Source organism: Bacillus sp. 2175 (assembly GCF_057812155.1).
This window is the reverse complement of sequence record NZ_CM173819.1, coordinates 2,591,554-2,617,618: the sequence shown is the minus strand read 5'-3', so window position 1 is coordinate 2,617,618 and position 26,065 is coordinate 2,591,554. Positions and strand designations below refer to the sequence as shown.

At 32.6% G+C, this 26,065-nt stretch carries 37 protein-coding genes and 1 pseudogene; 16 read left to right on the top strand and 22 right to left on the bottom strand.

Annotated features, from left to right (window positions below; all coding sequences use genetic code 11):
• Positions 1-13: 13 nt before the first annotated feature.
• From ACXKY9_RS13655 to ACXKY9_RS13645, 3 genes are all read right to left on the bottom strand, one after another.
• Complete coding sequence (locus tag ACXKY9_RS13655; RefSeq protein ID WP_001258385.1) at positions 14-724, bottom strand: bactofilin family protein; 711 nt, start codon at positions 722-724, stop codon at positions 14-16.
• Between the two features lie 13 nt (positions 725-737).
• Positions 738-1,361, bottom strand: a complete 624-nt coding sequence (locus ACXKY9_RS13650; protein ID WP_000102238.1) for a YhbD family protein — start codon at positions 1,359-1,361, stop codon at positions 738-740.
• Between the two features lie 159 nt (positions 1,362-1,520).
• A complete protein-coding gene (locus tag ACXKY9_RS13645) occupies positions 1,521-3,257 on the bottom strand; it encodes an ABC transporter substrate-binding protein (protein WP_000470206.1) in 1,737 nt (578 codons plus the stop codon).
• Positions 3,258-3,358: 101 nt separating this feature from the next.
• Between ACXKY9_RS13645 and ACXKY9_RS13640 the strand changes: the two genes are divergently transcribed.
• Positions 3,359-4,573 (top strand): MDR family MFS transporter, encoded by a 1,215-nt coding sequence (locus tag ACXKY9_RS13640; protein ID WP_001108456.1) that lies wholly within the window; start codon positions 3,359-3,361, stop codon positions 4,571-4,573.
• Between the two features lie 170 nt (positions 4,574-4,743).
• On the opposite strand, the gene ACXKY9_RS13635 is transcribed toward ACXKY9_RS13640, so the two are convergent.
• The 9 genes and pseudogenes from ACXKY9_RS13635 to ACXKY9_RS13595 form a co-directional block, all read right to left on the bottom strand.
• Positions 4,744-5,415: a YjgB family protein gene (locus ACXKY9_RS13635; protein ID WP_002098287.1), complete on the bottom strand. Its 672-nt coding sequence runs from the start codon at positions 5,413-5,415 to the stop codon at positions 4,744-4,746.
• Positions 5,416-5,438: 23 nt separating this feature from the next.
• Positions 5,439-5,609 (bottom strand): annotated as a pseudogene (locus ACXKY9_RS13630) (aminopeptidase); the annotation flags it as partial.
• A gap of 139 nt (positions 5,610-5,748) precedes the next feature.
• Positions 5,749-5,895: a hypothetical protein gene (locus ACXKY9_RS13625; RefSeq protein ID WP_000959545.1), complete on the bottom strand. Its 147-nt coding sequence runs from the start codon at positions 5,893-5,895 to the stop codon at positions 5,749-5,751.
• 318 nt (positions 5,896-6,213) lie between these two features.
• Positions 6,214-6,609, bottom strand: a complete 396-nt coding sequence (locus ACXKY9_RS13620; RefSeq protein WP_000847587.1) for a hypothetical protein — start codon at positions 6,607-6,609, stop codon at positions 6,214-6,216.
• 77 nt (positions 6,610-6,686) lie between these two features.
• The gene (locus ACXKY9_RS13615; protein ID WP_000638306.1) at positions 6,687-6,929 is read right to left on the bottom strand and encodes a GlsB/YeaQ/YmgE family stress response membrane protein; all 243 of its coding nucleotides are present in this window, start codon (positions 6,927-6,929) and stop codon (positions 6,687-6,689) included.
• 180 nt (positions 6,930-7,109) lie between these two features.
• Positions 7,110-8,075, bottom strand: coding sequence for a nucleoside hydrolase (locus tag ACXKY9_RS13610; RefSeq protein WP_001223686.1), 966 nt, complete (start codon positions 8,073-8,075; stop codon positions 7,110-7,112).
• Positions 8,076-8,152: 77 nt separating this feature from the next.
• Complete coding sequence (locus ACXKY9_RS13605; protein ID WP_000621885.1) at positions 8,153-8,341, bottom strand: DUF3970 family protein; 189 nt, start codon at positions 8,339-8,341, stop codon at positions 8,153-8,155.
• A 75-nt stretch (positions 8,342-8,416) separates the two neighbouring features.
• Positions 8,417-9,202, bottom strand: a complete 786-nt coding sequence (locus ACXKY9_RS13600) for a class I SAM-dependent methyltransferase (RefSeq protein WP_000031298.1) — start codon at positions 9,200-9,202, stop codon at positions 8,417-8,419.
• A gap of 197 nt (positions 9,203-9,399) precedes the next feature.
• Positions 9,400-9,768 (bottom strand): hypothetical protein, encoded by a 369-nt coding sequence (locus ACXKY9_RS13595; RefSeq protein ID WP_000071478.1) that lies wholly within the window; start codon positions 9,766-9,768, stop codon positions 9,400-9,402.
• Positions 9,769-10,245: 477 nt separating this feature from the next.
• On the opposite strand from ACXKY9_RS13595, the gene ACXKY9_RS13590 reads away from it, so the two are divergent.
• The 8 genes from ACXKY9_RS13590 (at position 10,246) to coaW (ending at position 16,385) form a co-directional block, all read left to right on the top strand.
• Positions 10,246-10,398, top strand: coding sequence for a YqbF domain-containing protein (locus ACXKY9_RS13590; RefSeq protein WP_000291905.1), 153 nt, complete (start codon positions 10,246-10,248; stop codon positions 10,396-10,398).
• Positions 10,399-10,566: 168 nt separating this feature from the next.
• Positions 10,567-11,001 (top strand): exosporium protein ExsC, encoded by a 435-nt coding sequence (exsC, locus tag ACXKY9_RS13585; RefSeq protein WP_000148800.1) that lies wholly within the window; start codon positions 10,567-10,569, stop codon positions 10,999-11,001.
• A 294-nt stretch (positions 11,002-11,295) separates the two neighbouring features.
• Positions 11,296-12,498 carry an MFS transporter gene (locus ACXKY9_RS13580; RefSeq protein WP_000269261.1) on the top strand — a complete coding sequence of 401 codons (1,203 nt, stop codon included), beginning with the start codon at positions 11,296-11,298 and terminating at the stop codon, positions 12,496-12,498.
• 153 nt (positions 12,499-12,651) lie between these two features.
• Complete coding sequence (locus ACXKY9_RS13575) at positions 12,652-12,951, top strand: hypothetical protein (protein ID WP_001279464.1); 300 nt, start codon at positions 12,652-12,654, stop codon at positions 12,949-12,951.
• Between the two features lie 169 nt (positions 12,952-13,120).
• Complete coding sequence (locus ACXKY9_RS13570) at positions 13,121-13,483, top strand: hypothetical protein (protein ID WP_000757016.1); 363 nt, start codon at positions 13,121-13,123, stop codon at positions 13,481-13,483.
• Positions 13,484-13,824: 341 nt separating this feature from the next.
• A complete protein-coding gene (locus tag ACXKY9_RS13565) occupies positions 13,825-15,024 on the top strand; it encodes an LL-diaminopimelate aminotransferase (protein ID WP_000222699.1) in 1,200 nt (399 codons plus the stop codon).
• 56 nt (positions 15,025-15,080) lie between these two features.
• The gene (locus ACXKY9_RS13560; protein ID WP_000547659.1) at positions 15,081-15,479 is read left to right on the top strand and encodes a 3-hydroxyacyl-ACP dehydratase FabZ family protein; all 399 of its coding nucleotides are present in this window, start codon (positions 15,081-15,083) and stop codon (positions 15,477-15,479) included.
• 84 nt (positions 15,480-15,563) lie between these two features.
• Positions 15,564-16,385, top strand: a complete 822-nt coding sequence (coaW, locus tag ACXKY9_RS13555) for a type II pantothenate kinase (RefSeq protein WP_000442495.1) — start codon at positions 15,564-15,566, stop codon at positions 16,383-16,385.
• Positions 16,386-16,399: 14 nt separating this feature from the next.
• Here coaW and ACXKY9_RS13550 read toward each other — a convergent pair whose 3' ends face one another.
• The 7 genes from ACXKY9_RS13550 to ACXKY9_RS13520 form a co-directional block, all read right to left on the bottom strand.
• Positions 16,400-16,909 carry a 2'-5' RNA ligase family protein gene (locus tag ACXKY9_RS13550; RefSeq protein ID WP_001259203.1) on the bottom strand — a complete coding sequence of 170 codons (510 nt, stop codon included), beginning with the start codon at positions 16,907-16,909 and terminating at the stop codon, positions 16,400-16,402.
• Between the two features lie 117 nt (positions 16,910-17,026).
• On the bottom strand, positions 17,027-17,506 hold the full coding sequence (locus ACXKY9_RS13545; protein WP_000502975.1) for a CcdC family protein: 480 nt from the start codon (positions 17,504-17,506) through the stop codon (positions 17,027-17,029).
• A gap of 32 nt (positions 17,507-17,538) precedes the next feature.
• Positions 17,539-18,210, bottom strand: coding sequence for a DUF4052 family protein (locus ACXKY9_RS13540; RefSeq protein WP_000178179.1), 672 nt, complete (start codon positions 18,208-18,210; stop codon positions 17,539-17,541).
• Complete coding sequence (locus tag ACXKY9_RS13535) at positions 18,207-19,079, bottom strand: ATP-binding cassette domain-containing protein (protein ID WP_000560916.1); 873 nt, start codon at positions 19,077-19,079, stop codon at positions 18,207-18,209. The genes ACXKY9_RS13540 and ACXKY9_RS13535 overlap by 4 nt, the downstream gene beginning before the upstream one ends.
• Entirely contained in the window at positions 19,076-19,456 is a 381-nt protein-coding gene (locus ACXKY9_RS13530; RefSeq protein ID WP_000805199.1) for a GntR family transcriptional regulator, read from the bottom strand. The genes ACXKY9_RS13535 and ACXKY9_RS13530 overlap by 4 nt, the downstream gene beginning before the upstream one ends.
• A gap of 124 nt (positions 19,457-19,580) precedes the next feature.
• A complete protein-coding gene (locus ACXKY9_RS13525) occupies positions 19,581-20,069 on the bottom strand; it encodes a hypothetical protein (RefSeq protein ID WP_000424639.1) in 489 nt (162 codons plus the stop codon).
• 13 nt (positions 20,070-20,082) lie between these two features.
• Positions 20,083-20,676 carry a DUF4825 domain-containing protein gene (locus tag ACXKY9_RS13520; RefSeq protein ID WP_000876536.1) on the bottom strand — a complete coding sequence of 198 codons (594 nt, stop codon included), beginning with the start codon at positions 20,674-20,676 and terminating at the stop codon, positions 20,083-20,085.
• Between the two features lie 440 nt (positions 20,677-21,116).
• Here ACXKY9_RS13520 and ACXKY9_RS13515 point away from each other — a divergent pair, with 440 nt between their 5' ends.
• From ACXKY9_RS13515 to ACXKY9_RS13490, 6 genes are read left to right on the top strand one after another with little or no spacing between them, the layout of a single operon-like run.
• Complete coding sequence (locus ACXKY9_RS13515; RefSeq protein ID WP_000156176.1) at positions 21,117-21,257, top strand: YrzI family small protein; 141 nt, start codon at positions 21,117-21,119, stop codon at positions 21,255-21,257.
• A gap of 27 nt (positions 21,258-21,284) precedes the next feature.
• On the top strand, positions 21,285-21,428 hold the full coding sequence (locus tag ACXKY9_RS13510) for a YrzI family small protein (protein ID WP_000142729.1): 144 nt from the start codon (positions 21,285-21,287) through the stop codon (positions 21,426-21,428).
• 28 nt (positions 21,429-21,456) lie between these two features.
• A complete protein-coding gene (locus ACXKY9_RS13505; protein ID WP_000668961.1) occupies positions 21,457-21,600 on the top strand; it encodes a YrzI family small protein in 144 nt (47 codons plus the stop codon).
• 26 nt (positions 21,601-21,626) lie between these two features.
• The gene (locus tag ACXKY9_RS13500) at positions 21,627-21,767 is read left to right on the top strand and encodes a YrzI family small protein (protein ID WP_000669805.1); all 141 of its coding nucleotides are present in this window, start codon (positions 21,627-21,629) and stop codon (positions 21,765-21,767) included.
• Between the two features lie 52 nt (positions 21,768-21,819).
• Positions 21,820-21,960 (top strand): YrzI family small protein, encoded by a 141-nt coding sequence (locus ACXKY9_RS13495; RefSeq protein WP_000669805.1) that lies wholly within the window; start codon positions 21,820-21,822, stop codon positions 21,958-21,960.
• A 27-nt stretch (positions 21,961-21,987) separates the two neighbouring features.
• On the top strand, positions 21,988-22,128 hold the full coding sequence (locus tag ACXKY9_RS13490; RefSeq protein WP_000668497.1) for a YrzI family small protein: 141 nt from the start codon (positions 21,988-21,990) through the stop codon (positions 22,126-22,128).
• A 237-nt stretch (positions 22,129-22,365) separates the two neighbouring features.
• Here the strand turns inward: ACXKY9_RS13490 and ACXKY9_RS13485 are convergent, their stop codons facing one another.
• On the bottom strand, positions 22,366-23,451 hold the full coding sequence (locus ACXKY9_RS13485) for an AI-2E family transporter (RefSeq protein ID WP_000837892.1): 1,086 nt from the start codon (positions 23,449-23,451) through the stop codon (positions 22,366-22,368).
• 149 nt (positions 23,452-23,600) lie between these two features.
• Here ACXKY9_RS13485 and ACXKY9_RS13480 point away from each other — a divergent pair, with 149 nt between their 5' ends.
• Positions 23,601-24,422 carry an HNH endonuclease gene (locus tag ACXKY9_RS13480; RefSeq protein WP_000189710.1) on the top strand — a complete coding sequence of 274 codons (822 nt, stop codon included), beginning with the start codon at positions 23,601-23,603 and terminating at the stop codon, positions 24,420-24,422.
• A gap of 228 nt (positions 24,423-24,650) precedes the next feature.
• Here the strand turns inward: ACXKY9_RS13480 and ACXKY9_RS13475 are convergent, their stop codons facing one another.
• Together ACXKY9_RS13475 and ssuD are read right to left on the bottom strand one after the other, a co-directional pair.
• Entirely contained in the window at positions 24,651-24,743 is a 93-nt protein-coding gene (locus ACXKY9_RS13475; protein ID WP_001289320.1) for a putative holin-like toxin, read from the bottom strand.
• 195 nt (positions 24,744-24,938) lie between these two features.
• Entirely contained in the window at positions 24,939-26,051 is a 1,113-nt protein-coding gene (gene ssuD, locus ACXKY9_RS13470) for an FMNH2-dependent alkanesulfonate monooxygenase (protein ID WP_000422259.1), read from the bottom strand.
• Positions 26,052-26,065: the final 14 nt, after the last annotated feature.

Below are 26,065 nucleotides of genomic sequence, written 5' to 3'. Positions count from 1 at the left end.
TTTCTCCCTTCCGTTAAACCTGCTTAATTTCTTTTACATTTGCATTTTTATCAACAGTAAGAACACCGGTATATTCAATCAGTTCAATCTCACAGTTTGCTCCTACTGTAACATTGTTTCCTCTTACCGTTCTTATGTGAGCATAATCAATATCGATATTGTCACCTTCTAATAGTTCAGCTTCTAACTGCAAGCCAAACACTGTTTTAAATAGTCTACTAAATGTACCTGATCTATGTCTTACTTTAATCGTTTGACCACCAATTTCTTTCGCTCGACATGTACCGTGAATATTTATATTAATTTCATCTGCGCTTAATAAACCACCGATTGTAAATTGTCCTTCTGAAGAAAAAGTATCCACTTCACAATTACCGTCAATTGTAGCTTGACCATTGACTTTAAATTCTTCACCAGTGACATTTCCACCTATCGTACCTTTTCCTGCAATTTTCAAACTGTTTGCTTTTACATTTTGCGTAATTGTTGCTTTTCCATCAATTCGCATCGTTTCAGCTTGAACTGTGCCATCAACTTTACCAGATCCGCTAATTCGTGCACTGCTACTTTTCAAATCGCCAGTAACTGCACCGTAACCGTTACATTCAAATTGCTCACATTCAACATTTCCATTCACAGTTCCTTTTCCGTTTAATTGCACTTTATGAAACTCGCCACCATTCGATGAACCGTAACCATTTATAATCAAATTATCTGTACGCATACTTTCTCCTCCACTACAACAATTTAGTTTTTAATGCTTCGGTATATTTCATAATCGCTTCGCGTAAAACGATTTTGGTGCCTTTTTCAAAAATTAAATCGTCCACGTTTGAGACTAATAAACATGTAGAAATCCCTAACTTTCGGACAATAATTAAGTCACAAGTTTTATGTTTAATTGCTTCATAATTTTCACGTAAAACTTGCAAGACCATTTTTCCTTCTTCTAAACTAATCTCTCCTGATTGCAGTAATTCTTCTAACATGTACACATAAAGAATATCTACAAATTGAAACTCTGCTCTTTTATTCGTTTGTTCTATGAAAAATTGTAAAACTGGTTCTGATGCAATCCCCTTGCATAAAATGTCTTCCTTTGTTAAAAGAATTTCTCTCACACTCGGCGAAAACATGTTCGCTAGTTCATCAAGTGATAAATCCTCTTTCATCGTTTGGATTTTATCGATACGCTCTAATATCTTTTCTTTCGGAAAAAATGTCTCTTGACCTGTAAACGTTGATTTTCGTACAAACCAATCTTCCGGAATTAAATTTTTTCTTTTCCACCTATATAACTGTCCGTATGAAATACCAGTTAGTTCTAATAAATCTTTTTTTGAAATTAAATCTGTACTCAACTCTATAACACTCCTTCCTGATAACAATGTAACATAACACTGTTACGCTGTAAATAGACTTTTATCACAAGTAGCGTAACAATGTGTAAAACAAACCTATTCCTACATACAAAAAAGGCTCTTACACACCTTATGAAAATGTGCAAAAGCCCTTATATATCAAGACTTAAACCAAATATTATAAAAATCAATCCAACCTTGTGAATTAATCATTATATTTTGAACTTTTTCATGTGTACTTACCTCTTGTTTATTACGATATAAAGGAATAATATGAATTTGACGTAACAAAGTATCCTCGATATCGCGTAACAGTGCAACTCTTTTCTCTAATTCTTCTTGTCTAAAATAAGGAGACAACTTTTCATGAAAGTCCATGCTGCTTTGTCCATGAATAAAACTATTTTTTGTAAGAAACATATATAATAGACTATCTTCTATTCGTTCACTGATTGTGGCACTATCATGCATCATATCGGCCTTTTGTATCGTACTTACTTCCAATAGCTCTTCTATATCAAGAAAATTATTTTCTACACGAATCCCATATTTCGCACACTCTTTTTGTATCCACTGTGCATCTTCAACATGATCTCGTCCTGTAAATGTGTAGAGTTGTAGCACTTCATTATGATAAGTACTCCTTTTAATTAAACTTTCTACATCTTCCTCAATCTCTACAATGCTTTCACCTGCTAATATTAGTTTTTTTGCCACTTCTCCACGTTCTCTGCCGAGTTCTTGAACGATTGTATAACCATGAATGATGTTATATAACGCTTTCCGAAATAACTCATCTTGCATTGGTCCTTCTTTCGTAAGATTACATGTTATATATGTCACGTTCGACTCAAGCCGAGACAATTCTTTATTATGTTTTTCTTTATCTTTATACTGCGCCTTTACTAAAACATCGTATGTACCTACACCTTGTTCTACATTCCACAACTCAACACGATCTAAAAAAGGTCTTTCACGAAAATATAAAGGATGTCCTTCTAAAATGAACAGATTTTCATTACTTTTATATAATTGAAAAGGCCCGGTTCCAATTAGCCCTCCTGCTTCATCTTCATTCACGATAGAACACTGTTCTGCACTTAGCATATGTAAAAACATTCGATTTTCTGTATGTAATTGAATTTCGAAAACGTAGTCATCCACTGAACGGATACTTTCAACGTGTTGTAACATCCATGCGTGTGCATTATTTTCCAGCTTTATAAATCTATTCAACGAGTATATAACATCATGTGCAGTAAGTTGTTTTCCATTATGAAAGTGAACTCCTTTTCGTAAGTAAAACGTCCATATTTTTTCAGCGTCATTATATTCCCAGTGAAATGCAAGTCTTGGCTCTATAATGTTTGTATTACCGTCTACATACACGAGTGTGTCGAATATATGTTTTACCATATGGCATTCTGAGCGCATTGTAGCGTATACAGGATCTAATGTGATATCTAAATTCATTTGTACTTGCAACCGGAGTACATCTCTTCTCCCTTCAGATGTCATTTCAACCTTATGACCAAATATTGAATCCACCCAGGAATGATATTCTCCCTTTACTGATGGAAAATGTGAGCTATAGCGTTCCACAAATATACTTCCGCTTTTCACATCCCCTTTTTTCATTATTTCTTTTCCTCTATCTAAAATTAAAGACATCGGGTGCTTTTGAAATATTAACTTAGACCGATTTCCTCTGCCGCGACCTGGAAACCACTTGATCCAATTTAACTCATCTAATTTTTTTATAATTAATTTACTATTGCGCTCTGTACAAAATAATGTACCAGATATATTTTGCACTGTTACTTCCAATCGTTCTCCCTCTTTTTTTCCTTTTCCATAAGCAATCCATAGTTCAATGTATTGATCTAAAATAAACATCATACTCCCCCTAAAAGGTGAAAAATCCTCCCTATAGTCTCTACCCTTTTTCCAACTCTCCTTTCATCTTATCATTTCAATATAGAAAGGAGGAATTAATATTGAATTATCTCTTACTTCGTTACAATAAACCTATTTTTATTAGATTGTGTGGTGAATTATTAACCCGAACGACTGAATCTATGTTAGCTCTCATTATGATTATTTACGTCAATAAAATGTTAAACGGCAATGTAATAATAACTATGCTAATTTTCGGATTACAGCCACTTTCAGACATTTTATTTACACTTATTGCTGGAGGAATTACTGATAAATATGGCCGAAAAAAGATTATGTTACTCGGATTATTACTACAAGGTGTTGCAATCGGCAGTTTCGTTTTCGCTCAATCTGTTTTTATATTTGCACTGTTATATGTCATTAATGGTATTGGCCGTTCCTTATACATTCCAGCTCAGCGTGCACAAATTGCTGATTTAACAAAACAAGAGCAGCAAGCAGAAATTTTTGCTCTCCTACAAACGATGGGAGCAATTGGATCCGTAATCGGCCCTTTAATCGGTGCATGTTTTTATAATACTCACCCAGAATATTTATTTATCGTGCAAAGTGTAACCCTTACGATATATGCCGTTGTTGTTTGGACCCAGCTCCCAGAAACCGTTCCACCTATGAGTAAGTCGAAACAAACAGTTGAGGCAAGTTCACCAAAGCAATTTATTTTTAAACATTATGCCATATTCGGTCTTATGGTTTCTACACTTCCTATTAGCTTTTTTTATGCACAAACTGAGACGAATTATCGTATTTTTGCAGAACATGTATTTCCTAATCTCTTATTCATACTCGCATTTATTTCAACATGCAAAGCCATTTTGGAAATCATACTACAAATCTTCCTCGTAAAATGGTCTGAACGATTTTCTATGGCGAAAATCATCCTTATTTCTTACGCCTGCTATACAATAGCTGCAGTTGGCTTTAGTTCTTCAACGACGATATTGTCGTTATTCTTCACCTTACTCTTTTTAGTCATTGGAGAAAGTATTGCTCTAAACCACTTATTACGATTCGTTTCAGAAATTGCACCTCACAATAAACGTGGTTTATATTTTTCAATTTACGGTATACACTGGGATATATCTCGAACGTGCGGACCAGTTATGGGTGCAGTTTTATTAAGTAAGTTAAATGGAAGTATGCTGTTTTATATTTGTGCTAGTTTCTTATTAATTGGAGGTATTGTTCAAGCACTGTTTGTTCAAAATTTAGAACGTAAAAAAATCATGAACCAGCCTACACATAATTTATAGGTTACTACTTTTTCAGTAGATCAATATTTCTTATTGGATGAATATTAAAAAACAAAAGTGAAGTATTTCGCGTATGAAAGTATGTTTTATATGGCAGGAGACGTTCCTTATTTACAACTAAAAACACCTCACTTAAGGAAAGTGAGGTGTTTTTGAAATCACTTAATTTCTTATCCTGCCATTTTATTAATACTATCCTCTGGTGAAAATACAGAAATATGATCTACCTTACCAGTCGATTTTGGAATGACAAATTTCAGCTCATACTGGTTATTTACTTTGTATACATATATTTTATCTTCACCATTCTCTTTAACTGAAGATGGTTTTCCTAATGCTTTTTCAATTTCTTGTAATGTAATCAATTTTAGTTCTGCATGATATGAGCGTACATCAAAAACTTGTGACCCTTTATTAAATCCGAAAACAATATTTTTATTTGTAAAAGTTGCGTACATTCCGTTCCCTGCATATTCGGTTTTATTTGCTTTCCCCCACGCTTTTTCAATTTCTTCAATATCCCCTGTATGGGCTCCAAATGGTACATTAGGTACTTTTCCTTCTTTTGCGAGTTCAAACAAATCTTTAACGTGGTTAATTGATTTTTGATTAAGTGTTCTATTTTTCGAATCTGGGTCAGGCGATGGTTTTGTTGTTTTTTCATTGCTTGGTTTTGCTTCAGGATTTTTCTGTTCTTCTGAAAAATTACTTTGTTCATTTTTATTATTTTCCGAGGTTGGATTTGTTTCCTTTTTTTCGTCTGTCCCTTTACATGCGACTAGCGCAAACATACATGTAAACACCAAAAATAACATAACTATTTTTAAATATATTTTCATCATTTTTACCCCCTATTGCATCTTATTCATTTCGTTAACCAACCCATTACATTACTTTTCAAATTATGTTTGTTCCAAAAAGTCAGTGCTTCACTCTCTCCAAAAGCTTGTACAAAACATATTACAAAAGCTGTTTCTAAAAAGTAACCAAGTCTGTTATATCCGAAGTAACTACCTCTTGATAAACGAAACCATTTTCATCTCCTTATTTAAACCTTCTCTTCTCAATGATAATATCCTCTATCTATAACTTAAAACATGCTCTCACAACAGCTCCTTGAAACAGAAAAAAAACAGTAGGAAGTGATTACTCTTTTCCTACTGATTGAAATAAAATTATACGGTAAATCTTAGCTTCTTAAAAAATGTAGCGATAGTATTTTTTACAGTTTCAAAATTATAAGCAAACGTGTTATCTCCACTTAATAATGAAATACATGTTAAACCTGCAGCTTTAATAAAAGCTTTTACATCTACAAGCATAGAATTAGCCTCCATGAATTTAATTACAATCATTATAACAGGTGTTTTACGATGCTAACATGAAAGTAATAAATAAATTTCTATTATTAATTTATCCCGCTATTTGCCGGGCAGTAAGATCCCCACCTCAAAATTCAGCGGAAACAAAGAAGTTAGGTGGGGGCCCTACTGTCCGTAAAAGCCCGATTGGTGAGGGCTGATAATCAGTGGGGATGAACACCCCCCACTGATTAAAGTTTCACTTTATTTAGCTCACAGTACACCATTCCAATGTCATATAAAAAAGCTGCCCAAAAAGGGCAGCTTCAAATATGTATATTACACTTCGATTGATTTACCATCTTCAACAATATGATAAAGTAAATGCGCTAAATGATGAATTGGACCGTATTCTTCCTCTTCCTCATCTGTTTCACCTTGGAACTCAAGATCGTTTAAGTACAGTGCTAAAAATTGATAGTATAGTTTTAAATCAAATCCGTAGCACGCAGTTGGCTCTTCATGATCACCTTCGTATTGTAACATTAAGTATTGATCGTTTCCTTCTGCATCTTCTGCGTCAAAGAATACGAAGAATCCAACGTTTGTATCTAAATCAAATAGATGACGAGTGCCTTTTTCTGTTGCTTTGTTAAAGTCCTCTTCACTTAATTTATGTACTGTTGTCGCTTTAGCATTATCTTCTTGATGGAAATTTACTGTGAATGTTTTCAATGCTGACACCTCCTGATTGTATAATACTAGCATAACATATAAAAAGGACTGCTTACAAATGTAAACAGTCCTTACATTCATTTTCGCATTGCTCGTAATAAGAAGCTTACGATGAAAATTAAAATGATCGCACCGATTAAAGCTGGAATAATTGCATATCCGCCAATGACTGGACCAAAACTACCAAGTAATTTCGAACCAACCCAAGAACCGATAATACCAGCAATAATATTACCTATTACACCACCAGGTACGTCCTTTCCAGTAATTAAGCTCGCAAGCCACCCTAATATACCACCGACGATTAAAGACCAAATCATATAATAACCTCCTTTACATTTCACCAATCAAAATATAATTAGAAACAATTGCTTACCATTAGTTATGTGACATTTTTCATAAGTTATTCATGTTGTTCAACTTTAAGATTTTTGAGAATAATACACACAGATTAAACCTTTTTTTGAACTAACGATTTATCCGACTTGTTATTACACACATTAAGGACAATCTGGCTTCAATATTGTTCGCATAAACTCTTCTTTAAAAGCTGCATAGTTAAAACCAACAGCAATTCTTTGAATCGGCCGATCATCAAACCTTGTTGGCTCAGCTATTTTTCTAAAGTCTGCTACACTTTGGCCCCTAGTCACATCATTTGTCGTACTAATCCACACTGCCGATTTTTTATATTCGAAAATACTGTCATTTATAAACGAGATAAACGGTAATAAATCGTGTATAGGACTCCCACCAATACCCGGATATTCTTTTTTATAAAAGTTCTCATAATAAAAATCAATCATTGGTTTAATGAGTTTCGCCTGTCCAGTTCCTTGTTTATCTATTATATTGGCCATTTCAGGTGTTATAAGCGCGCCCTGTGTTACATTTAACGGGTATATGCTAGCGTTTTTCGCATATTTCATAACAATATTTACTGCAATTGGATCACCATAAAAATTCGCTTCAGATACTGGTGTAACATTACCTGGAAATAGGAAAGCGCCGCCCATTATATAATACGAACAAATACGATCCATTATATTTGGATACAATAAAAATAACGTAGCAAGCGTCGTTAGTCTCCCTGTCGCCACAATTATAATATCTTCTGGACAAGGTTCGATTAATTTGATTAATTCACAAAAATTTTCTCGTTTACAAATTCTCATCTCAGGTGGAATAATAGGACCTAAACCGTGATCCCCGTGGATTTCAGGGAAAAACAAAGGCTCTTCAGCTGTCATCGGTCTACTCGCACCTTCAATAATTTTCACTTGTGTAGCATAATACCTTTCTAAAAAATAAACATTTTCCGTAACGATATCTCGTGATACATTCCCATACTCAGCAACAATACCTAAAATATCTAATTTACATGTTTTATTTGCATAAATTAACGCTACGGCGTCATCAATACCAAAGTCTCCAAAAAAGATAATTTTCTTATTAACTATTCTCACCCCTCTTGAGCATAATCTACTATTATTATTATGTGAAAAAGACAAGGCGGTGAAACAGCGCAAACTAAAAGAGCCGCCTATTTATTGGCGACTTCAATCTTTTTATAAGACAAATATGCAAGTACATTTTTACTTGAATCGTATTTCGGGTTATTTCCTTTTCTCGGCTCTCTCATATGTGTCTTTTCAAATCCAGGAATGTCTGGCATTTTCCCCATAAATTCAAGCATTTCTTCCTCAGTACCTTCAATGCGTACACGAATCATTATAACTATTCCTCAATTCTCAGTTTCTCTGTACTAAGTATATCGTACTTCAGAAAGACTGCAACACATTTATCTTTATCTTTTTAACGTTGTACTTTTTTTACATATAAACATAGCCATTTCAGTATAGAACGATTCTACTTTATTATTTTTAAATTGAATATTAAAATATCCCTTCATTTCGTTTGGTGCTTTCATCATACATTCTGTTAATTTTTCACGCTTTTGTAAAGGGACATCCATCATATTACACCACCAGTCAAAATCAAACTTCTTATCAAAAGTAAGACATGACTGCATTTGCAAACCGTTTTTTTCTAATAAAGTAAGCCATTCTGTCTTTTTTAGAGCTCGTTCATGACTTGGGTCACGCTTTTTTTCTATAAAATTATAAAATGTATCATATTCATTATTTTCTGGCGAAACATTATCTATTAAGATGAATAATCCATTATTCTCCAACGTACGATTTACTTCATAAATAAATTGAGCCGGACTCGTAAAATGATGGGCTGCAATCCGGCATGTAATTGTATCAAAAAAATGGTCTGCAAATGGTAAATTCTCTGCATTTCCTGCTACAAAAGATACATTTTCATGACCATTCTGCTTTATAAAAACTTTTGCTTTTTCTAACATCTGTTCTGTTAAATCAAGTGCAACTACTTCTTCAAACATAGGTGCTAACATATTTGCCACATGCCCGCCACCAGTAGCAACATCAAGAAGACGATTATTATGACGAGACTCAACTTGTTGAACTACATATTGTAAATCCAGTCCTTTAGCATGTATTTTACTATTTATATATTTATCTGCATTGCTGCCAAACTGTTTTTTCACAAGCTCTTCTTTACTCATATTATCATCTTCTTTCTATTGTTATTTACATATACGACTCATATAATTATTACAATTCTCTTAATGTATTTTCAAATCCTCTTTTCATCTCACTTCTTATCATATTTACCTTTCATTAAAATAATATAATTTTGCATTTTATTATTAAACAAAAAAAAGGCTATGGGAACTTCCCCCCTAACCTGAATAAATATTTACTACATTTTTATTTCTTCGTATATATCTATATAATATAAATCCTCTTTCAACTTCATAATAACATCTACTTCGTTATAAGTAGCCTCACGAGCATGTAAACCAAATTGATCCATACCAATCCATATCCACCCAGGTGTAAGATATAAAACATCTATATTAAAATAATCTAACTTAGTAAGCTCCGATGTAATAAATTTATCTTTATTAGCGATTTGTTTATCTATTAAACCGTATTCTTTCCCATTTTCAAATAGCGATATAAATTTCCCTACAATCGGATGTTCACGAACAATAAAATGATATTCTTTTTCTTCTATATTTACCACAATCAAACGAGAAACAGATAAATCAGGCCCTGAATTCGACATATTTGTTTATTCACCTCCTTATATAGGCTTCTTAAATATGATAACAAATGAATATTCAAATTAAGTTAATATAATGTAAAAAATAAAAAAGCTGATTTCCCTTTAGAAATCAGCCTTTATAATTTGATCAACTTTATTCTTTTACAAATTATTATAATGTTTCTTTTTCCTCATCATTTCCAGAAACTAAATTTCCTATAGCATCCGCTGTTACTTCCACTACAAATTCACAAATACCAGCTACAACTTCTCCAAGTATTTCATCCATCTTTTTACCCCCTTATTTTATGTAACCTATTTGCATTATAGAAGAAATTGGTAAATACAAACTATCGAAAAAGGTGACATAAACCTTACAGAATTGTAAGCTCTTTTATCCCTTTACTTATCCCCTTTGAAACTCCAAGTATTTTTAGCAGACATATAGGCCATCATAATATGAAGCAAGTAATAATTTAGTGTCAGGAGGCATTTAATATGTATTACGTAAAATTAATTAAAGGTCAATCTTTCTACGCTTTTGATCATCGTTTCTTAGTGTCTGAAGAAGAAGAGGTTTCAGAGAAAATTTATAATTACTTACGACGTAATGAATTTTTTGAAGTACGTAAAGAAGAATATTCTGCTTAATTACAAAAAGCATTAAGAAAAATATCATCTTATTGTGATATATTCTTAATGCTTTTATGTGAATTTCTTCTTTTCAATAATTATTGTTGACTCTATTAAATAATCCAGTATTTGTCCAAGCTAATTCTTCACTATTTTCATATTCTAGTATATGAGGAGGTGAAGAATATGACTCATATCATTGATTACCAAGCTACTCAGCCTATAAGTAAAACTGGTGAAACAACTTTTGCAATCCCAGCTTCTCCAAATAAAGCAATTTTAGCAAATTTAAAATTGAGAATTTCAAGTAGAGATTCACGAAATAATCGAGTAGAATTAATCGCTACAGTTGGTGTAGAAGGTATAACTGAGATTTCCCAAGTTTTATTTCGAATTTTTCGTGATAATATTGAACTTTTCAATACACAAGTAGGTATTGAATCAACAGGTTCTGAACAATTCTACGTACAAACATTTCAAGCTATAGATCAAAACGTTAGCAGTGGAACACACGAATATTCATTAACCGTAGAAAACCTTACTAGTGGTGCAAGTGCAGAAGTTGTTGGCCCACTATCTTTTAGCGCTTTAGCTATTGGACAAGAGCGTAAATGTTGCTAAGTGAATCTAATATTTAATTTTGTACTTGAGAAAAGCGAGGCGTAGTTATACGTTCTTGCTTTTTTATATGTATCCTTACTTTCTATTAGCTTTAATCATAAATTTTTTACGTTTTGATTCACTTATTACATCAATTAACACATCAAATTTTTGACAAATCAAAAAGATTGAAATCCAATTATGAAACACGTAATATAGACTCTGACTCTAAAAAAGTTCGTATGAAAATAATGCATAAATAAGGAGGTTTTATATACGAGTTTTTCATTTTAAAAGACGGAGAGGTTTTATGTTATGTGGCGTAATAAAAACGTTTGGATTGTTCTAATTGGGGAGTTTATTGCAGGTCTAGGATTATGGCTTGGTATTCTTGGCAACCTTGAATTTATGCAAAAATATGTCCCTTCTGATTTCATGAAATCAGTTATATTATTTATCGGACTATTAGCCGGTGTTCTAGTTGGACCTATGGCTGGCCGTGTCATCGATCAGTATGAAAAGAAAAAAGTTCTTCTTTACGCTGGGTTTGGTCGAGTTTTAAGTGTTATTTTCATGTTTTTTGCTATTCAATTTGAAAGTATCGCATTTATGATCGCATTTATGGTTGCTCTTCAAATTTCAGCAGCATTTTATTTCCCTGCATTACAATCTGTAATTCCACTCATCGTACGTGAGCATGAGTTATTACAAATGAACGGTGTACATATGAATGTTGGTACAATTGCTCGTATTGCAGGCACTTCACTAGGTGGAATTCTTTTAGTTGTGATGAGTTTACAGTACATGTATGCCTTCTCAATGGCAGCATACGCCTTATTATTCCTCTCGACTTTCTTCCTACAATTCGAAGACAAAAAATCAACAACACCAAGTAAACAAGCTGCAAAAGATAATAGCTTTATGGAAGTATTTCGTATTTTAAAAGGAATTCCTATTGCTTTTACAGCACTTATATTAAGTATCATCCCTCTATTATTTATAGCTGGGTTTAATTTAATGGTTATTAACATTAGCGAAATGCAACATGATCCTACGATTAAAGGGTTCATATATACAATTGAAGGTGTCGCATTTATGTTAGGTGCCTTCGTAATTAAACGTCTATCTGATCATTTCAAACCTGAAAAATTACTATATTTCTTCGCAGTTTGTACTGCTTTTGCACATCTGTCATTGTTCTTTAGCGATATAAAATGGATGGCTCTTACATCATTTGGTTTGTTTGGGTTTAGTGTTGGCTGCTTCTTCCCTATTATGTCGACGATTTTCCAAACGAAAGTGGAAAAAAGTTATCACGGTCGCCTCTTCTCATTCCGTAATATGTTTGAGAGGGTTATGTTCCAAATCGTCTTACTTGGCACAGGTTTCTTCTTAGATACAATTGGGTTACAATATATGGTTCTCATCTTTGGAGTCGTTTCATTATTGATTATTTCTATTTCCCTTTCTAAGCAGAAACATTATGAAAAACAGCATTCGCAATCTGCAAATTTATAAAATAAACAAAGAAGTATGGGTCTAATATTGAATCCATACTTCTTTGTTTTATAATACGCCTATTTATTACGTTTATTGAAATTACCTAAAGGAGTATCCCCCTTTTATTTCGAATAGATTATAAAAAGTACTCTTTATAAAAGGAGTGGTAAAATGTCTGATGGCATCGAAGTATTTATTGTCCTGCTCTTTGCAATTGCTCTGTTTAGCATCCTAAACTTTTTAGCCATTTCCTTATCTGGACATAGTTTTAAAAAAAGAATCGTGGCAGGTTTCATATTTTTACTACTGACTCCCATTATCTTTTTGACTATCGCAACATTTGCTTCTATATTCGATAAAGCAGGATTTGGCGCAGGTACGTTAGCCTTTATGACCGCAAGCGTATATATATTAAATGGAATAGTGATTCTGCTTTCCTCTTTATTTATCCTCAAAAAAGACATAACATAGGCTATAGTACTAGCATGAATCTGACTTTACACTAGATTCATGCTTATTTAATTTCTCCTAAATTTTTATATGAAATTAAATAATTCTTTAAAAAAATTTAAACTTTATTTATTATAATATCCCTATCGTATTCGCACGTTTATTAAAATTTAAAAGAAAGGAGCACAAAATGAAAAAGGTTCTACTTACAATTCCTATACTAATCATCCTACTTAGTGGATGCAGCAATAACGATATATACGGTTCTTGGGAAGTCGTTGACAATAAAAAAGGGGAATGCCCTGTATATTATAAATTTGAAACAGTTATCAAAAAAGAAAATAAAGAGGAAATTGTGCAAAATTTAGTAGAAATGCAAACAACAAAGAATAAAGACGATTTATATAAAGGCTCATTTGTCAAAAATTCTAATATATATCACATTGATTATGGTAATTCATTTACATCGGACCAAACTTTAAAAGTTGCCGACGGTACATTAAATGTATACTTTTTGACAGCCGAAAAATTATGCACATATAAAAAGAAATGATTACATTTCAGAGGAGACGCAGAAAATATTTTCTGCGTTATTTCACTTTAGAAATCGTCCACAAAAATAGCCCTTGTTTTCGTATTCTTTTTCATTCAAAACATGAGAAATATACTTAATAAAAACTAGAAAATATCTTAAGTTATATAAAATGAATCCTATAATAGACATTTCAATTAACACATCTACGCTATTTACATCGTTACTTTTCAAAATAGGCTAATCCTTCCTCTAAATTTGTCAATCGTTTTAATTTTCATAAAAAAATGATAAAATATAAACATGTGTTTTCAGAATAATTAAAAATGAAGAATGAAAGCACTGTTTTAGGAGGGGTTTTGATGACTTACACGTTAGCAACTAGAATGAAAGCATTCCAATCTTCTATATTTAGTGAATTAGGAGCCTATAAAAAAGAAAAAATTGCAGCAGGTCATAACATGATTGATTTGAGCATCGGAAATCCTGATATGCCGCCCGCTGATTTTGTAAGAGAAACAATGGTACATACAGCGAGTGAGAAAGAGAGCTACGGGTATACATTATCAGGTATTCAAGAATTTCACGAAGCTGTAACTGAATATTACAACAACACTCATAACGTTTTATTAAATGCGGATAAAGAAGTTTTATTGTTAATGGGTTCACAAGACGGGCTCGTTCATTTACCTATGGTTTATGCAAATCCAGGTGATATTATATTAGTTCCTGATCCAGGATATACAGCTTATGAAACAGGTATTCAAATGGCTGGTGCAACATCTTACTACATGCCTTTAAAGAAAGAGAATGATTTCTTACCAGACTTAGAAGTCATCCCTGAAGAAATTGCCGATCAAGCAAAGATGATGATTTTAAACTTCCCAGGGAATCCCGTTCCAGCAATGGCTCATGAAGATTTCTTTAAAGAAGTAATCGCATTCGCGAAAAAGCATAATATTATCGTTGTCCATGATTTTGCTTATGCTGAATTTTATTTCGATGGTAATAAGCCAATTAGCTTTCTCTCTGTACCTGGTGCTAAAGAAGTTGGTGTAGAAATCAATTCTTTGTCAAAAAGTTATAGTTTAGCAGGTAGCCGTATTGGATATATGATTGGAAACGAAGAAATTGTTCGTGCACTTACTCAATTTAAATCTAATACCGATTACGGTGTATTTTTACCAATTCAAAAAGCGGCATCTGTAGCACTAAGAAATGGCGCTGCATTTTGTGAGAAAAACCGCGATATTTATCAAGAACGGAGAGATACTTTAGTCGATGGATTCCGAGCATTTGGCTGGAATGTCGATAAGCCAGCTGGTAGTATGTTTGTCTGGGCTGAAATTCCACAAGGATGGACTTCTCTAGACTTCGCTTATGCATTAATGGATCGTGCGAATGTCGTTGTTACACCTGGTCATGCATTTGGACCTCATGGAGAAGGCTTCGTACGTATTGCACTCGTTCAAAATAAAGAAGTATTGCAACAAGTTGTTGAAAATATTAGAAATAGCGGCATTTTCGTCCTTGAAAAAGTAGATGAATTAGTTAAAAATTAGTTCCCACTCCCCTGCTTAACTTTAGCAGGGGTATTATTAATTGGAGGTACTTTCATATGCATATTAAAGACACGCTTCCCCATCGTTATCCATTTTTAATGATTGATAAAGTAACAAATGTAAAACAAGGTGAATCCGTTACAGGATATAAACTCATTACAAATAACGAATGGTTTATAAATGATAGTCAAAAACATATGCCTCATATGTTAATTGTAGAATCACTTGCCCAGCTTAGTGCATTTGTACATACAAGTGATTCTGAAGGACTAGGATTTCTCTCCTCTTTAGATGGAGTTGAATTCCACGGAAAAGCATATCCCGGTGATAAACTTGATTTACATTATGAGCTAACGCGCAATCGCCGAGGTTTTATTCTTGGTAAAGGTATTGCAACTGTAAACGACCAGCCTATTGTAACTATAGAAAAACTATTAATATATCAAGCAGATTAAAGTGTTCCTTATATCAGTTGGAAATATCTATTCTCAACCAATTAAGTAAATAGGAAAACATATTACGTAGTTAGGAGCAGGAAAATGGAACGTACTATCGGTATCGATGCTGGAGGCACATTAACGAAAATAGCTTATTTTAACGAAAAAAAGCTATTAACTTTTGAAAAATTTTATTCACATGAACAACATAAAATAATAGATTGGATTAAAAACAACAATGGCATAAAACAAATATGTATTACGGGTGGTAAATCGAAACTATTACAGCATCTGCTTACAGGTTCATATAAAATAATAGAGCTAAACGAATTTGAATCTACTCTTGCAGGTGTCCAATACATATTAAAAGAAGAAAAACACACTATAAACAATTTTATTTTAACCAATATCGGTACAGGTACTTCTATCCATTATGTTTATAATGAACAATATATTCGCGCTGGTGGAACCGGAGTTGGCGGTGGGACTATTATGGGACTTTCAAAATTGTTAACAAATACAAATCATTTTGAAGATGTAATCCCTCTAACAAAAGTAGGATCTAGAAAAGAACTAGATATTACGGTTGGAGATATTTATAGTGGTATTCTTTCCCCTATCGATAATAACTTAACTGCTAGCAATTTTGGTAAAGCCGCTATTTCAGAATCGAAATATAATAGCTCAGACATACTTGCTACTATACAAGGACTTGTCGGTGAAGTCGTTACTGCATTAAGCCTTCAATTCGCTGAAACAAAAAACATTAAACATATTATTTATATTGGTTCGACTTTATGTAATAACGTACAACTTCAACATATTATAAGTAGCTACACCGAATATCAAAATAAAACACCAATCTTTTTACAAGATGGTGGTAATAGCGGTGCAATTGGTGCATTACTTCATGCTACGAAATAAAAAGCTGACTTTTGTCAGCTTTTTAAAAATGGCACTTCAAATTCAATAATTGATTCCCCGTTCTCTCCAATTCGCTCCACGCTTATTCTATCAATCACACAATTTAACTTCCCATGAAAACTAGGAATCTCCTTCACTACTTCAGCAGCTAATTTGGCACTTTCTTTTCTTCCGACTGTTACATGCGGGATGTACGGAATGTCTTCTTTCAAAAATTGTAATAAAGGTCCTGTATACAGCCTATCATGTAGTTCTTCTATTTGTTTTCTTCCTCTATCAACTTCTAAAAACAAATAGTTTCCTACGCTAATGATACGATTTGCAAACTCAATTTCAATTTTGCCTCCCCCTTTTGATACATTAAAAATATGAGATTTTAATTCATCATTTGAAATATTACTCTTAAACGGGAATACGATTGTTATATGCGGTGGAATTAATCCAAATAAAGGATCATGTTTATGTCTAATGTTCTCTATTTTATCGATGGACATGTTGTTTAGAAAAAGTAAAATTGTACGCATTTTTATCCCCTCAACTTTTCCTCATTATAATATGTATCATATTCTATGACAGCCTGCCCTTCAACAACTTGTTTTGCTTACCTATAAAAATAAAAAAACTTCTCAAATGAGAAGTTTTCATATAGCATGATTATTATTTTCCCGCCAAACTTTCCTAAACTTTATATAACAAGCAATTCTCCATGGAATAATATACGAGACAGCAACAACGTAAAATAATAAACCAATCGTTTGTTGATCTAAATCAACGATAAATTGTCTTGAACCATATCTTAAAACGACAAGTGCAATAAAAGTAATTAAAAAAGCTGCACTTTTTTTCGTATAAATATTCCCATCATCTCTTCGCTCATAATTTGTTAGTGCTATAAGTGGTACAGAGAAAAGAATCCCAATAAATGCTGCTATAGCCACTTGTAGTACAGCTGGATGTACGGGACCTAAAAACCATACAATACCTGGTGTTAAAAATAGTAATGGCCATAAAATACGTTTTCCCGATCCCTTTATTGGCTTATACATGGAGCGATAACGACGCCAAAATATTAGTAGTGCAATGCATAAAAAAACGGTTATTAATGAAGAAGTATCTCCCATTCACTCTTCCTTCTCCCCTAAAATAATTGTATTTAAATTGTATCTTCAAACGAAACCTTACGAATAAATAGAGCGCTAATTACAATATATATGCAAATAAGAACTATTGAAACTAATATGAAATTAGGTATTTCTAGTAACATTTTACTATTAATAAACACCAACTCTTTTATACCTATCCCTGCATACATTGTACTCGCCAATCCGAATAAAACTATTATACTAAAGGCCAATCCGAACCAATTAAATCTTTTCTGAACAATAGTTGTTGATTGGAATAAACAAGCTAATGTACTATAAAATATGAATTGTACAAAGAATTGTTCAATTGCAGATGCTCCTAAATTTACATGTTCTGTTTTATAAAATGTATCCTGTAAAAACAAAGCTTGAAGACATGAAAACAATGCTGATTGCAATAAATTAAAACATATTGAACCAATCAAAAATTGCAACCTAGTGACACCAAACGAGACGACTGTAGGAAAAATATCAAGTTGAATAAGAAACACGCTTATCACAATAAACATTACGATTACAATTGATGAATTATTGAAAATATCATGTAAAAATGCTACCTTTATTCCCTTTAAATCAGTTGCAGTCATTGTCCCTTTTATAAGTAATGCCACAGTCCAAAAGATAAGAATGGCTTTATACTGATATTTTATATGTAACTTCAACTGCTTCATTAACATCGTCATTTTATTTCACCCCCAGTTATATGAATAAATAGTTTTTGTAATGTAATTCTATCAATTGATAACCCTTCTTTTTCAAGAGAGTAATAATCTTCATTAGAAAGTTCTTCCCATATAACAGAAATCCTCTTATTTCCATAAACTTCTCGATTTATTACTTTTTTATTGATTGAAAACTCATCCACTTTATCTTTTTTTCCTGAAATAATATGACCTTGTCGTAATAAATCTTCCACTGATGATTGAACAACAAGTGCACCTTCTTTTATGATGATTACATCTTCAATAACATGAGTTACTTCTTCTACTAAATGTGTTGATAATATAATTGTTCGTGGATGCTCACCGTAATCTTCTAGTAGTAGACTATAAAATAATTCACGGTGTGCTGCGTCTAAACCTGTAGTTGGTTCATCAAAAATAGTAATAGGTGCTCTACTTGCTAATCCTTGAATGATTCCGACAACAGTTTGCATTCCGTGTGATAATTTATGATATTTTTCTTTCAAATTAAGTTGAAATTTCCTAGCAAGTTCTTCAGCAAACTTTTGATCCCAGTTTTTATAAAACATGTTACATAAATTAAAAATCTCTTTAACTTTATTATTTAGATATGCAGCTTCTTTCACTTTAACAAAACAAATATTTTGCATCGCTTTACTATTCTCAAAAACATGTTCACCAAATATTGATATGCTTCCACTACTTGAAGTAATTTGACCTGCAAGTAAATTTAATAGTGTCGTTTTCCCTGCTCCGTTCCTTCCAAGCAAACCATATATTTTATGCTCTTCCAATGAGATCGTTACTTCATTTACAGCTATTTTCTTTTTATATTTTTTCGTTACATCTTTCGTTTCAAGTGCAATCATCCCTCTTTCCCCTCCTTCGTAATCTTTTGAATCATATCCATCAATTCATTTTTTGATATTTCTAGTACTTTCGCTTCTTCCCACACTTTAGGTAAATATTCAGTCATAAAAGTATTTTGTCTTTTTTTTAGTACGACTTCTTTCGCTCCCTTTGCAACAAACATTCCGATCCCTCTCTTTTTATATAAAATCCCCTCATCTACTAATACATTCACCCCTTTAGCTGCAGTAGCCGGATTTATTTGTAACATCTTCGCAAATTGATTTGTCGATGGAACTTGTTCTTCTTCAAGCAATATGTCTTTTAAAATATCAGATTCAATCGTTTCTGCAATTTGTAAGTATATTAATTTATTTTGCTCCAGAGTAGGTTTCACACTTTCACCACCTTAGGTTCATAGGTTCATTACTTATGTAATTAACCATATCACATAAAAATGTTTTTTTCCATAAATTTCTTTTACAAAAAAGAGAATCATTCGTTTAAGAATGACTCTCTTTCTAAAATTTCGAAGTTTCAACTCTTGTTCTCAAATTCTTTTCATTTATACCATTTTGACAAAAGTTAAATTGTTGTCCCTTTATTGACTTTGTACGATCTACTATTTGCCCTAAATGATAACTTGTATGCTCCACTAAATGTAATAAACTATGAAGATCAATATGCCTTTTTTCTTCCCATACTTGTATATATACTTTTCCCCACTCATCAAATATTTCTTCAACAGTTTTTAACAAAGTTTCGGAGCTTAAATGTTTTATTGGAAAATATTCTTCAATTCCATTTTCAAAAACTATATTGGAATCCTTATAACGCCTTGTATTTCTCTGTAAATGTTCACAAATATGTAGTACGATTCCACCAATTGAATTAACAGCGGTCTCTTGTTTCCACAAATCTTCTTCACTAACGAGCCTAATTGCCTGTACTAACTTAGGTAAATAATGATCCTGCATTCTATGATAAGAAATTTTGTATACTAACTCCATCTTCTCCCCTCCATTATTTCAACTGGCTCACTGGATATTTAGCAAATAAAGATTTCCGAAAATCTTTATCTTCCACAAGCATTTTAATTTTTTCTTCATTGCCGTTAAAGAACTTTATAACTTTATTTTTATCCCATATATCTTTTTCTTTTGGAAAATCATCGAATATTCTATGCAAAATTGATAACATTTCTTCCCTCGTTATCTTAAAGTTTTTATTCTCTACCTGAAACTCATAACTTTTTGCATTTGGCACTAAAATCACTAAATATATAGCATTAAAGAAAAAATTCTTCTTCATCGTATCCTTCTCATCAAACCAATACGTCTCAATCATTTCTTCTGTAAGAGCCCCACTTTCTTTTGCGCCATAGTTCACTTTTATATTTTCATTTTCTAAACTTATACTTTGAACTGTTCCACCACCGGGTAAATGATTAACAATTGCAACCACATCTGAATTATTACCAACGTATGTCCCAGTATATTTCTTAAAATCATCTGACCTAATATCATATATATCTTTTATTCTTTCTCCATTAGAACAAGCCGCAATGAATAAAAAAATTGTTAGCATAACGATCATGTTATGATGCATATATTTCATTTAGCATCCCCCATTTTTATCGATATTTCGTTAATTACAATATTTACTTTCAAATCCCTTTTAAATATACGCATTTTAATCAAAATTAAAAATTTTCATTTTTTATGTTTACAATTATCCATTAATTGTATATACTTACTAACGTAAGAAAAAAATTCTAAAAGGAGGTCGAAGGAAATGATGAAATTACAATTACATGCATTAACTTTAGCGTTAACTGCACCTGTGTTTTCTGGACAATTAAATATGAATTCGACCACCCTAATGGAGAATTGAAAATCGTACTTTATTTCATTTAATTCATAAATTCGCCACAGGAGGCCGTATACTTTCCTGTGGCTTTTTCACGCCCAGCCATAGGAGAACTGTATCTTCCTGTGGTTTTTTTGCGCGATTTTTTAGTCTCTTACATTATTTTTCTAAGAAAGGAGCAACATTCAATGACTATTAGCGTATTGTTTTTAAGTATTACGATTCAAAGAAATATAATTTCCAAAGATGAAATTCTTCATAATGAGCAAATTGAAAAAGCTATGAATGATGTTAAGGAGCGCCAAGCACTTTACTGTGATCACCTGTAATTCCTTTTCGAAAGGAGGAATTCATTTATGACTTTTCATATTTTCTTTTTTACGACTGTACTTCAAAAAAATACTTTATCTGAAACTGAAATCAATCGTAAACAACAGTTAAAACAACTGACTGATAAAATAACTGACATTAAAAGTTCATACTACACTCAAATGTATTAAAAATATATTTTAAAGGGGTAATATATTCATGAAATTTAAAGCATTCTTTTTAACAATCACTATTCAAAAACGTAAGCTCTCACAGAAAGAGATTTTACGTGAACAACACATTCAAAATATTATGGACGAAGTAAAAGAGCTTCAATCTTCTTATTACACTCGTCTTTTCTAAATCACTTATAAAGGGGTAATTATTTTATGAAATTTAAAGTATTCTTTTTAACCATTACCATTCAAAAAAATAAATTTTCCGAGTCTGAAATGCTTCATGAGCGACAAATTAATCAGGCTATGGATTCTGTAAAAGAAAGACAAAGTCATTACTGTAGTCACCTGTAATTTCTTATTACACTCGTTTTTTCTAAATCACTTATAAAGGGGCAATTATTTTATGAAATTTAAAGTATTCTTTTTAACCATTACCATTCAAAAAAATAAATTTTCTGAGTCTGAAATGCTTCATGAACGACAAATTAATCAGGCTATGGATTCTGTAAAAGAAAGACAAAGTCATTACTGTAGTCATCTGTAATTCCAATTCGAAAGGAGGAATTCACATATGAAGTTTCACCTATTCTTTTTAACGATTACGATTCAAAAAGAAACAATATCTCAAAATGAATTAAAACAAGAAAGACAATATAAACAAGTTATTGATGAAATTCGAGATCGTAGAAGCAAATACTACACTCACCTTTAATCGTTTAACTATATAGAATTGAAAGGAGTCGATTATGATGATGATAGCACGTAAGGAAATGATTTGGATAGTTCAGAGGGATTCCACATAGTTTTATAGAGCTTATATCACACAAGTTCATCGCTGAATTTGATGTATAAAAAATATATAATAAAATCATATCAACCCGCTTTTAATTATTTTTTTATAAACAAAAGATACACCACTTAAATAGAGGTGTATCTTTCTCAGGTTTTACTATTTCCGATTACTTCTCTTCGTTTTAAACAATCTCACTAAGTTTGAAACAACTGTTTTTGTTACTGCATAAACTGGTACTGCTAAAATCATTCCGATGATTCCAGCAAAGTTACCTACCCCTAAAATTAGGATAATAATTGTTAATGGGTGGATGTTTAATTTCGAGCTCATAATACGTGGTGAAATAATATTACTTTCAAACTGTTGTACAATTGTTACGATAATAATTACGTATAAGGCTTGCATCGGAGATACGAACAGTCCTACAATAACAGCTGGTGCTGCTCCGATAAATGGACCTAAGTTAGGAATAATGTTTGTAAATGCTGCAATAATTCCTAAAACGAAAGCGTACGGTAAATCGATAATTAAATAACCGATAAAAGTAAACGCACCTACAAATATACAAACGAGCGCTTGCCCTTGAATATATGCAGATAATGTTTCGTTCGTTTCCTTAATGATACGAAGCCCCTCTTCACGGTAAGACTCTGGTAATAAACTTACCGCTTTTCCTGGAAAGGCATGTCCATCTTTAAACATGTAAAATAAAATGAACGGTACAGTAAATACAACTAATGCAACGTTCGTGATAATACCAAATAAAGCCGTTGCACTCGACGTAATTGTATTTGGTATATCTTTTAAGTATTCAATCGCATTTTTTTCAATTGTTTCAATGGAAACGTAGTTTTGTGTAGATAACCATTCAAACAACCTATGATGTGATAATTCTTGTATGTATACTTTTCCCTCTTTTATGTAGCCTGGCATATTTTTTACTAAGTCCATTAGCTGTTGTGAAATCGTAGGAACAACTACTCCAACGCCAACCGCAGTTAATGTTATGATAAAAAGATATAACAGCAATATCGCTAAATTTCTAGGTACTTTTTTATTCTCCAAAAAGATTAATACAGGATTAAATATGAAGTATAAAAAAAGCGCGATTAAGATTGGGAAAAATAATGTTGATATGAAGATACCAATCGGTTGAAATAAAAATGATATTTTTGTGCAAATAAATATGATTCCTACAACCATTAGCACTTCTAATGTCCAAAAGTGCACTTTTGATTTCAAAAAAATGGCCTCCTTTAAACTAGCACTTCTCTTCATTGTACCAAAATAAGTATGAATTTCACATAATATTTTCCTTTACAATATTCCAAAATACCAATAAATACACTACAATGAGATTATATACAAATTTGCAGGTAAAGGTGATAAAAATGACACAATGCATCATTTGCAGAAAAGATACGAAAGAACTTAGTGAACAATATGTCATTCCAGAAATATTATGTGGATATTATTTCACAAACTCAATTTGTGATACTTGTCATGAACAAATGACAACAAATATTGATCGTCCTTTAATTAGGCATAAATTGAGTCAATTTAAGATTGAACAAATGAAAAGACAAATTGATTCCCCACTCTATACAAATGAGCACGGTGAGGAACTTGCGGCTGCTGAGACTGATGTTGTCGAAGTAAGCGACGAAATTCTTTATTCTAATGCATTAATTATGAAACTATGTAAAAAGCACGATATTTCCTTACATAATGAAATTTGGAAAGAGGAACGTGTAACGAAAGTAGCCAGTTCTATTCAACGTGAATTGCTATTGGATAACCGTAAATATAAAATGAGTATATTAAAAATGGCTTATACATTCGCTGTACAAACAGTTGATGGCTACTTTGAAGATCAAGATGCGATTGATATCTCTACCATTCTCTCAAATGCAGATTTCGTGGAACTAAAAGAAAAAAGCATTGTACGTGATTTAAGCAAAAGTTCTTTATGGAATACGCTAAATACAAGTAGTGAAAATCATTACTTTATTTTACTTAGCGATAAAGACGGTCTGTTTTGCTTCATTCGTTTGTTTGACATTTTTGATGTTGTCGTTCATTTATCAGAAAAAAGATTTGACCTTCCATCACCCATTGTCGGTGTAAATAATGTGAATACACAAAAATTTTATGTCCAAAGTTTAAAACAGTATATGGATGGGCTGTTTAAAGAAAAAGCACCTACTATATAACAGAGACCAGAACATACGGTCTCCTTTCTTGATGAAAAGACACTGTGTTATAATGAGTATGAAAAGAACAATACAATCACATAAACCAATTATAAATTGTATATAAATAAAAAAAACTAGTGTGCGGCTACACACTAGTCCACGTAACTTAGCAGATTGGATTGTTCATTTATCCTATTTGTTTCTTACAAACAAAACAACCCACATTCTATAGGCATAGGTGGGTTGTTATTTTTTGAGCTTGTCTATTAAAACGACGACGAACGTTAACAATGCAACGAGAAACAGTCCACCCTGCAGTAGCAACGCTATTTCACTCACGTATTATCACCCCCCTCCTACTCGGAGAAGTGATAATTGAACAACCAACCGCACCTTAAGTTACCCTTTAATTTTACCATATTTTCTAATAATTTACGATGAAAACCCGCAAGCGAATAACTTGCGGGTTTTTTATCTCGTGTTAACAGGCAGTAAACAAAATGAAGCAATAAATAAGTGAAACTTTATTTCTCACTATTTTTTTAATGCATATGCATCAGCAATCATTTCACCAACAATTTTATTTTCTTCTTTCTTCTCGTCTTTCAATAATGGGAATAACAATTCTGCCACTTCATACGCTTCTTCTAAATGCGGATATCCTGATAAAACAAACGTATCAATTCCTAACGATTCATATTCTTTTATCCTTTCTGCTACTGTATGCGGATCGCCTACAAGTGCAGTACCTGCCCCACCTCTTACAAGTCCGATTCCAGCCCATAAATTAGGGCTTATCTCTAACGACTCTCTCGTACCTTTATTTAAATGGGTCATCCGTTTTTGACCAACCGAATCATATCTTGCAAATGTCTTTTGAGCAAGCTCAATTGTTTCATTATCCACATATTGAATTAAACGTTCTGCCTCTTCCCATGCTTCTTCTTCTGTTTCTCTTACAATTACGTGTAATCTAATGCCAAATCGCACTGTACGCCCCTTCTCTTCTGCAAGTTTTCTTACTTCTTCTATTTTCTCTTTCACTTGCTCTGGCGGCTCTCCCCACGTTAAATATACATCACTATGTTCAGCTGCTACTTCTTTTCCAGCAGTTGACGATCCTCCGAAATATATAGGAGGATATGGTATTTGAACTGGTGGGAATACAACTTTACTATCTGTAACTTTAATATGTTTTCCTTCTAAAGAGATCGTTTCACCTTGCAATGTCGATTTCCAAACTTTTAAAAATTCATCCGCTGCTTCATATCTTTCATCATGATCAAGATATAATCCATCTCCTTGTAGTTCAACTGGATCTCCTCCAGCTACTACATTAATAAGCAGCCTCCCATGTGAAATTCTATCAAATGTAGATGCCATCCTCGCTGCAACTGTAGGGGACATTAGTCCTGGTCTCACTGCTACTAAAAATTTTAGTTTTTCTGTTTCAGCAGCAAGAGCTGAAGCTAACACCCAAGGGTCTTCACATCCTTGACCAGTTGGAAGTAAAACACCCGTATATCCTAAATAATCAGCTGCCGCAGCAACTTGCTTATAATAACCATATTCAGCTGCTCTTCCTCGTTTTGTCGTTCCTAAATATCGACCATCTCCATAAGCCGGAATAAACCATAATAATTCCATACCTTTACACACCC

Coding starts and splice junctions, on each gene's coding strand:
- ACXKY9_RS13635 (WP_002098287.1), bottom strand. CDS start 5,415: ATGATGAAAATATATTTAAAAATAGTTATGTTATTTTTGGTGTTTACA.
- ACXKY9_RS13595 (WP_000071478.1), bottom strand. CDS start 9,768: ATGTCGAATTCAGGGCCTGATTTATCTGTTTCTCGTTTGATTGTGGTA.
- ACXKY9_RS13520 (WP_000876536.1), bottom strand. CDS start 20,676: ATGAAATATATGCATCATAACATGATCGTTATGCTAACAATTTTTTTA.
- ACXKY9_RS13580 (WP_000269261.1), top strand. CDS start 11,296: ATGTGGCGTAATAAAAACGTTTGGATTGTTCTAATTGGGGAGTTTATT.
- ACXKY9_RS13500 (WP_000669805.1), top strand. CDS start 21,627: ATGAAATTTAAAGTATTCTTTTTAACCATTACCATTCAAAAAAATAAA.
- ACXKY9_RS13655 (WP_001258385.1), bottom strand. CDS start 724: ATGCGTACAGATAATTTGATTATAAATGGTTACGGTTCATCGAATGGT.
- ACXKY9_RS13575 (WP_001279464.1), top strand. CDS start 12,652: ATGTCTGATGGCATCGAAGTATTTATTGTCCTGCTCTTTGCAATTGCT.
- ACXKY9_RS13560 (WP_000547659.1), top strand. CDS start 15,081: ATGCATATTAAAGACACGCTTCCCCATCGTTATCCATTTTTAATGATT.
- ACXKY9_RS13565 (WP_000222699.1), top strand. CDS start 13,825: ATGACTTACACGTTAGCAACTAGAATGAAAGCATTCCAATCTTCTATA.
- ACXKY9_RS13625 (WP_000959545.1), bottom strand. CDS start 5,895: ATGCTTGTAGATGTAAAAGCTTTTATTAAAGCTGCAGGTTTAACATGT.
- ACXKY9_RS13615 (WP_000638306.1), bottom strand. CDS start 6,929: ATGATTTGGTCTTTAATCGTCGGTGGTATATTAGGGTGGCTTGCGAGC.
- ACXKY9_RS13540 (WP_000178179.1), bottom strand. CDS start 18,210: ATGACGATGTTAATGAAGCAGTTGAAGTTACATATAAAATATCAGTAT.
- ACXKY9_RS13505 (WP_000668961.1), top strand. CDS start 21,457: ATGAAATTTAAAGCATTCTTTTTAACAATCACTATTCAAAAACGTAAG.
- ACXKY9_RS13570 (WP_000757016.1), top strand. CDS start 13,121: ATGAAAAAGGTTCTACTTACAATTCCTATACTAATCATCCTACTTAGT.
- ACXKY9_RS13605 (WP_000621885.1), bottom strand. CDS start 8,341: ATGATTCGTGTACGCATTGAAGGTACTGAGGAAGAAATGCTTGAATTT.
- ACXKY9_RS13525 (WP_000424639.1), bottom strand. CDS start 20,069: ATGGAGTTAGTATACAAAATTTCTTATCATAGAATGCAGGATCATTAT.
- ACXKY9_RS13510 (WP_000142729.1), top strand. CDS start 21,285: ATGACTTTTCATATTTTCTTTTTTACGACTGTACTTCAAAAAAATACT.
- ACXKY9_RS13490 (WP_000668497.1), top strand. CDS start 21,988: ATGAAGTTTCACCTATTCTTTTTAACGATTACGATTCAAAAAGAAACA.
- ACXKY9_RS13495 (WP_000669805.1), top strand. CDS start 21,820: ATGAAATTTAAAGTATTCTTTTTAACCATTACCATTCAAAAAAATAAA.
- ssuD (WP_000422259.1), bottom strand. CDS start 26,051: ATGGAATTATTATGGTTTATTCCGGCTTATGGAGATGGTCGATATTTA.
- ACXKY9_RS13600 (WP_000031298.1), bottom strand. CDS start 9,202: ATGAGTAAAGAAGAGCTTGTGAAAAAACAGTTTGGCAGCAATGCAGAT.
- ACXKY9_RS13645 (WP_000470206.1), bottom strand. CDS start 3,257: ATGTTTATTTTAGATCAATACATTGAACTATGGATTGCTTATGGAAAA.
- ACXKY9_RS13515 (WP_000156176.1), top strand. CDS start 21,117: ATGACTATTAGCGTATTGTTTTTAAGTATTACGATTCAAAGAAATATA.
- ACXKY9_RS13590 (WP_000291905.1), top strand. CDS start 10,246: ATGTATTACGTAAAATTAATTAAAGGTCAATCTTTCTACGCTTTTGAT.
- ACXKY9_RS13550 (WP_001259203.1), bottom strand. CDS start 16,909: ATGCGTACAATTTTACTTTTTCTAAACAACATGTCCATCGATAAAATA.
- ACXKY9_RS13545 (WP_000502975.1), bottom strand. CDS start 17,506: ATGGGAGATACTTCTTCATTAATAACCGTTTTTTTATGCATTGCACTA.
- ACXKY9_RS13535 (WP_000560916.1), bottom strand. CDS start 19,079: ATGATTGCACTTGAAACGAAAGATGTAACGAAAAAATATAAAAAGAAA.
- coaW (WP_000442495.1), top strand. CDS start 15,564: ATGGAACGTACTATCGGTATCGATGCTGGAGGCACATTAACGAAAATA.
- exsC (WP_000148800.1), top strand. CDS start 10,567: ATGACTCATATCATTGATTACCAAGCTACTCAGCCTATAAGTAAAACT.
- ACXKY9_RS13480 (WP_000189710.1), top strand. CDS start 23,601: ATGACACAATGCATCATTTGCAGAAAAGATACGAAAGAACTTAGTGAA.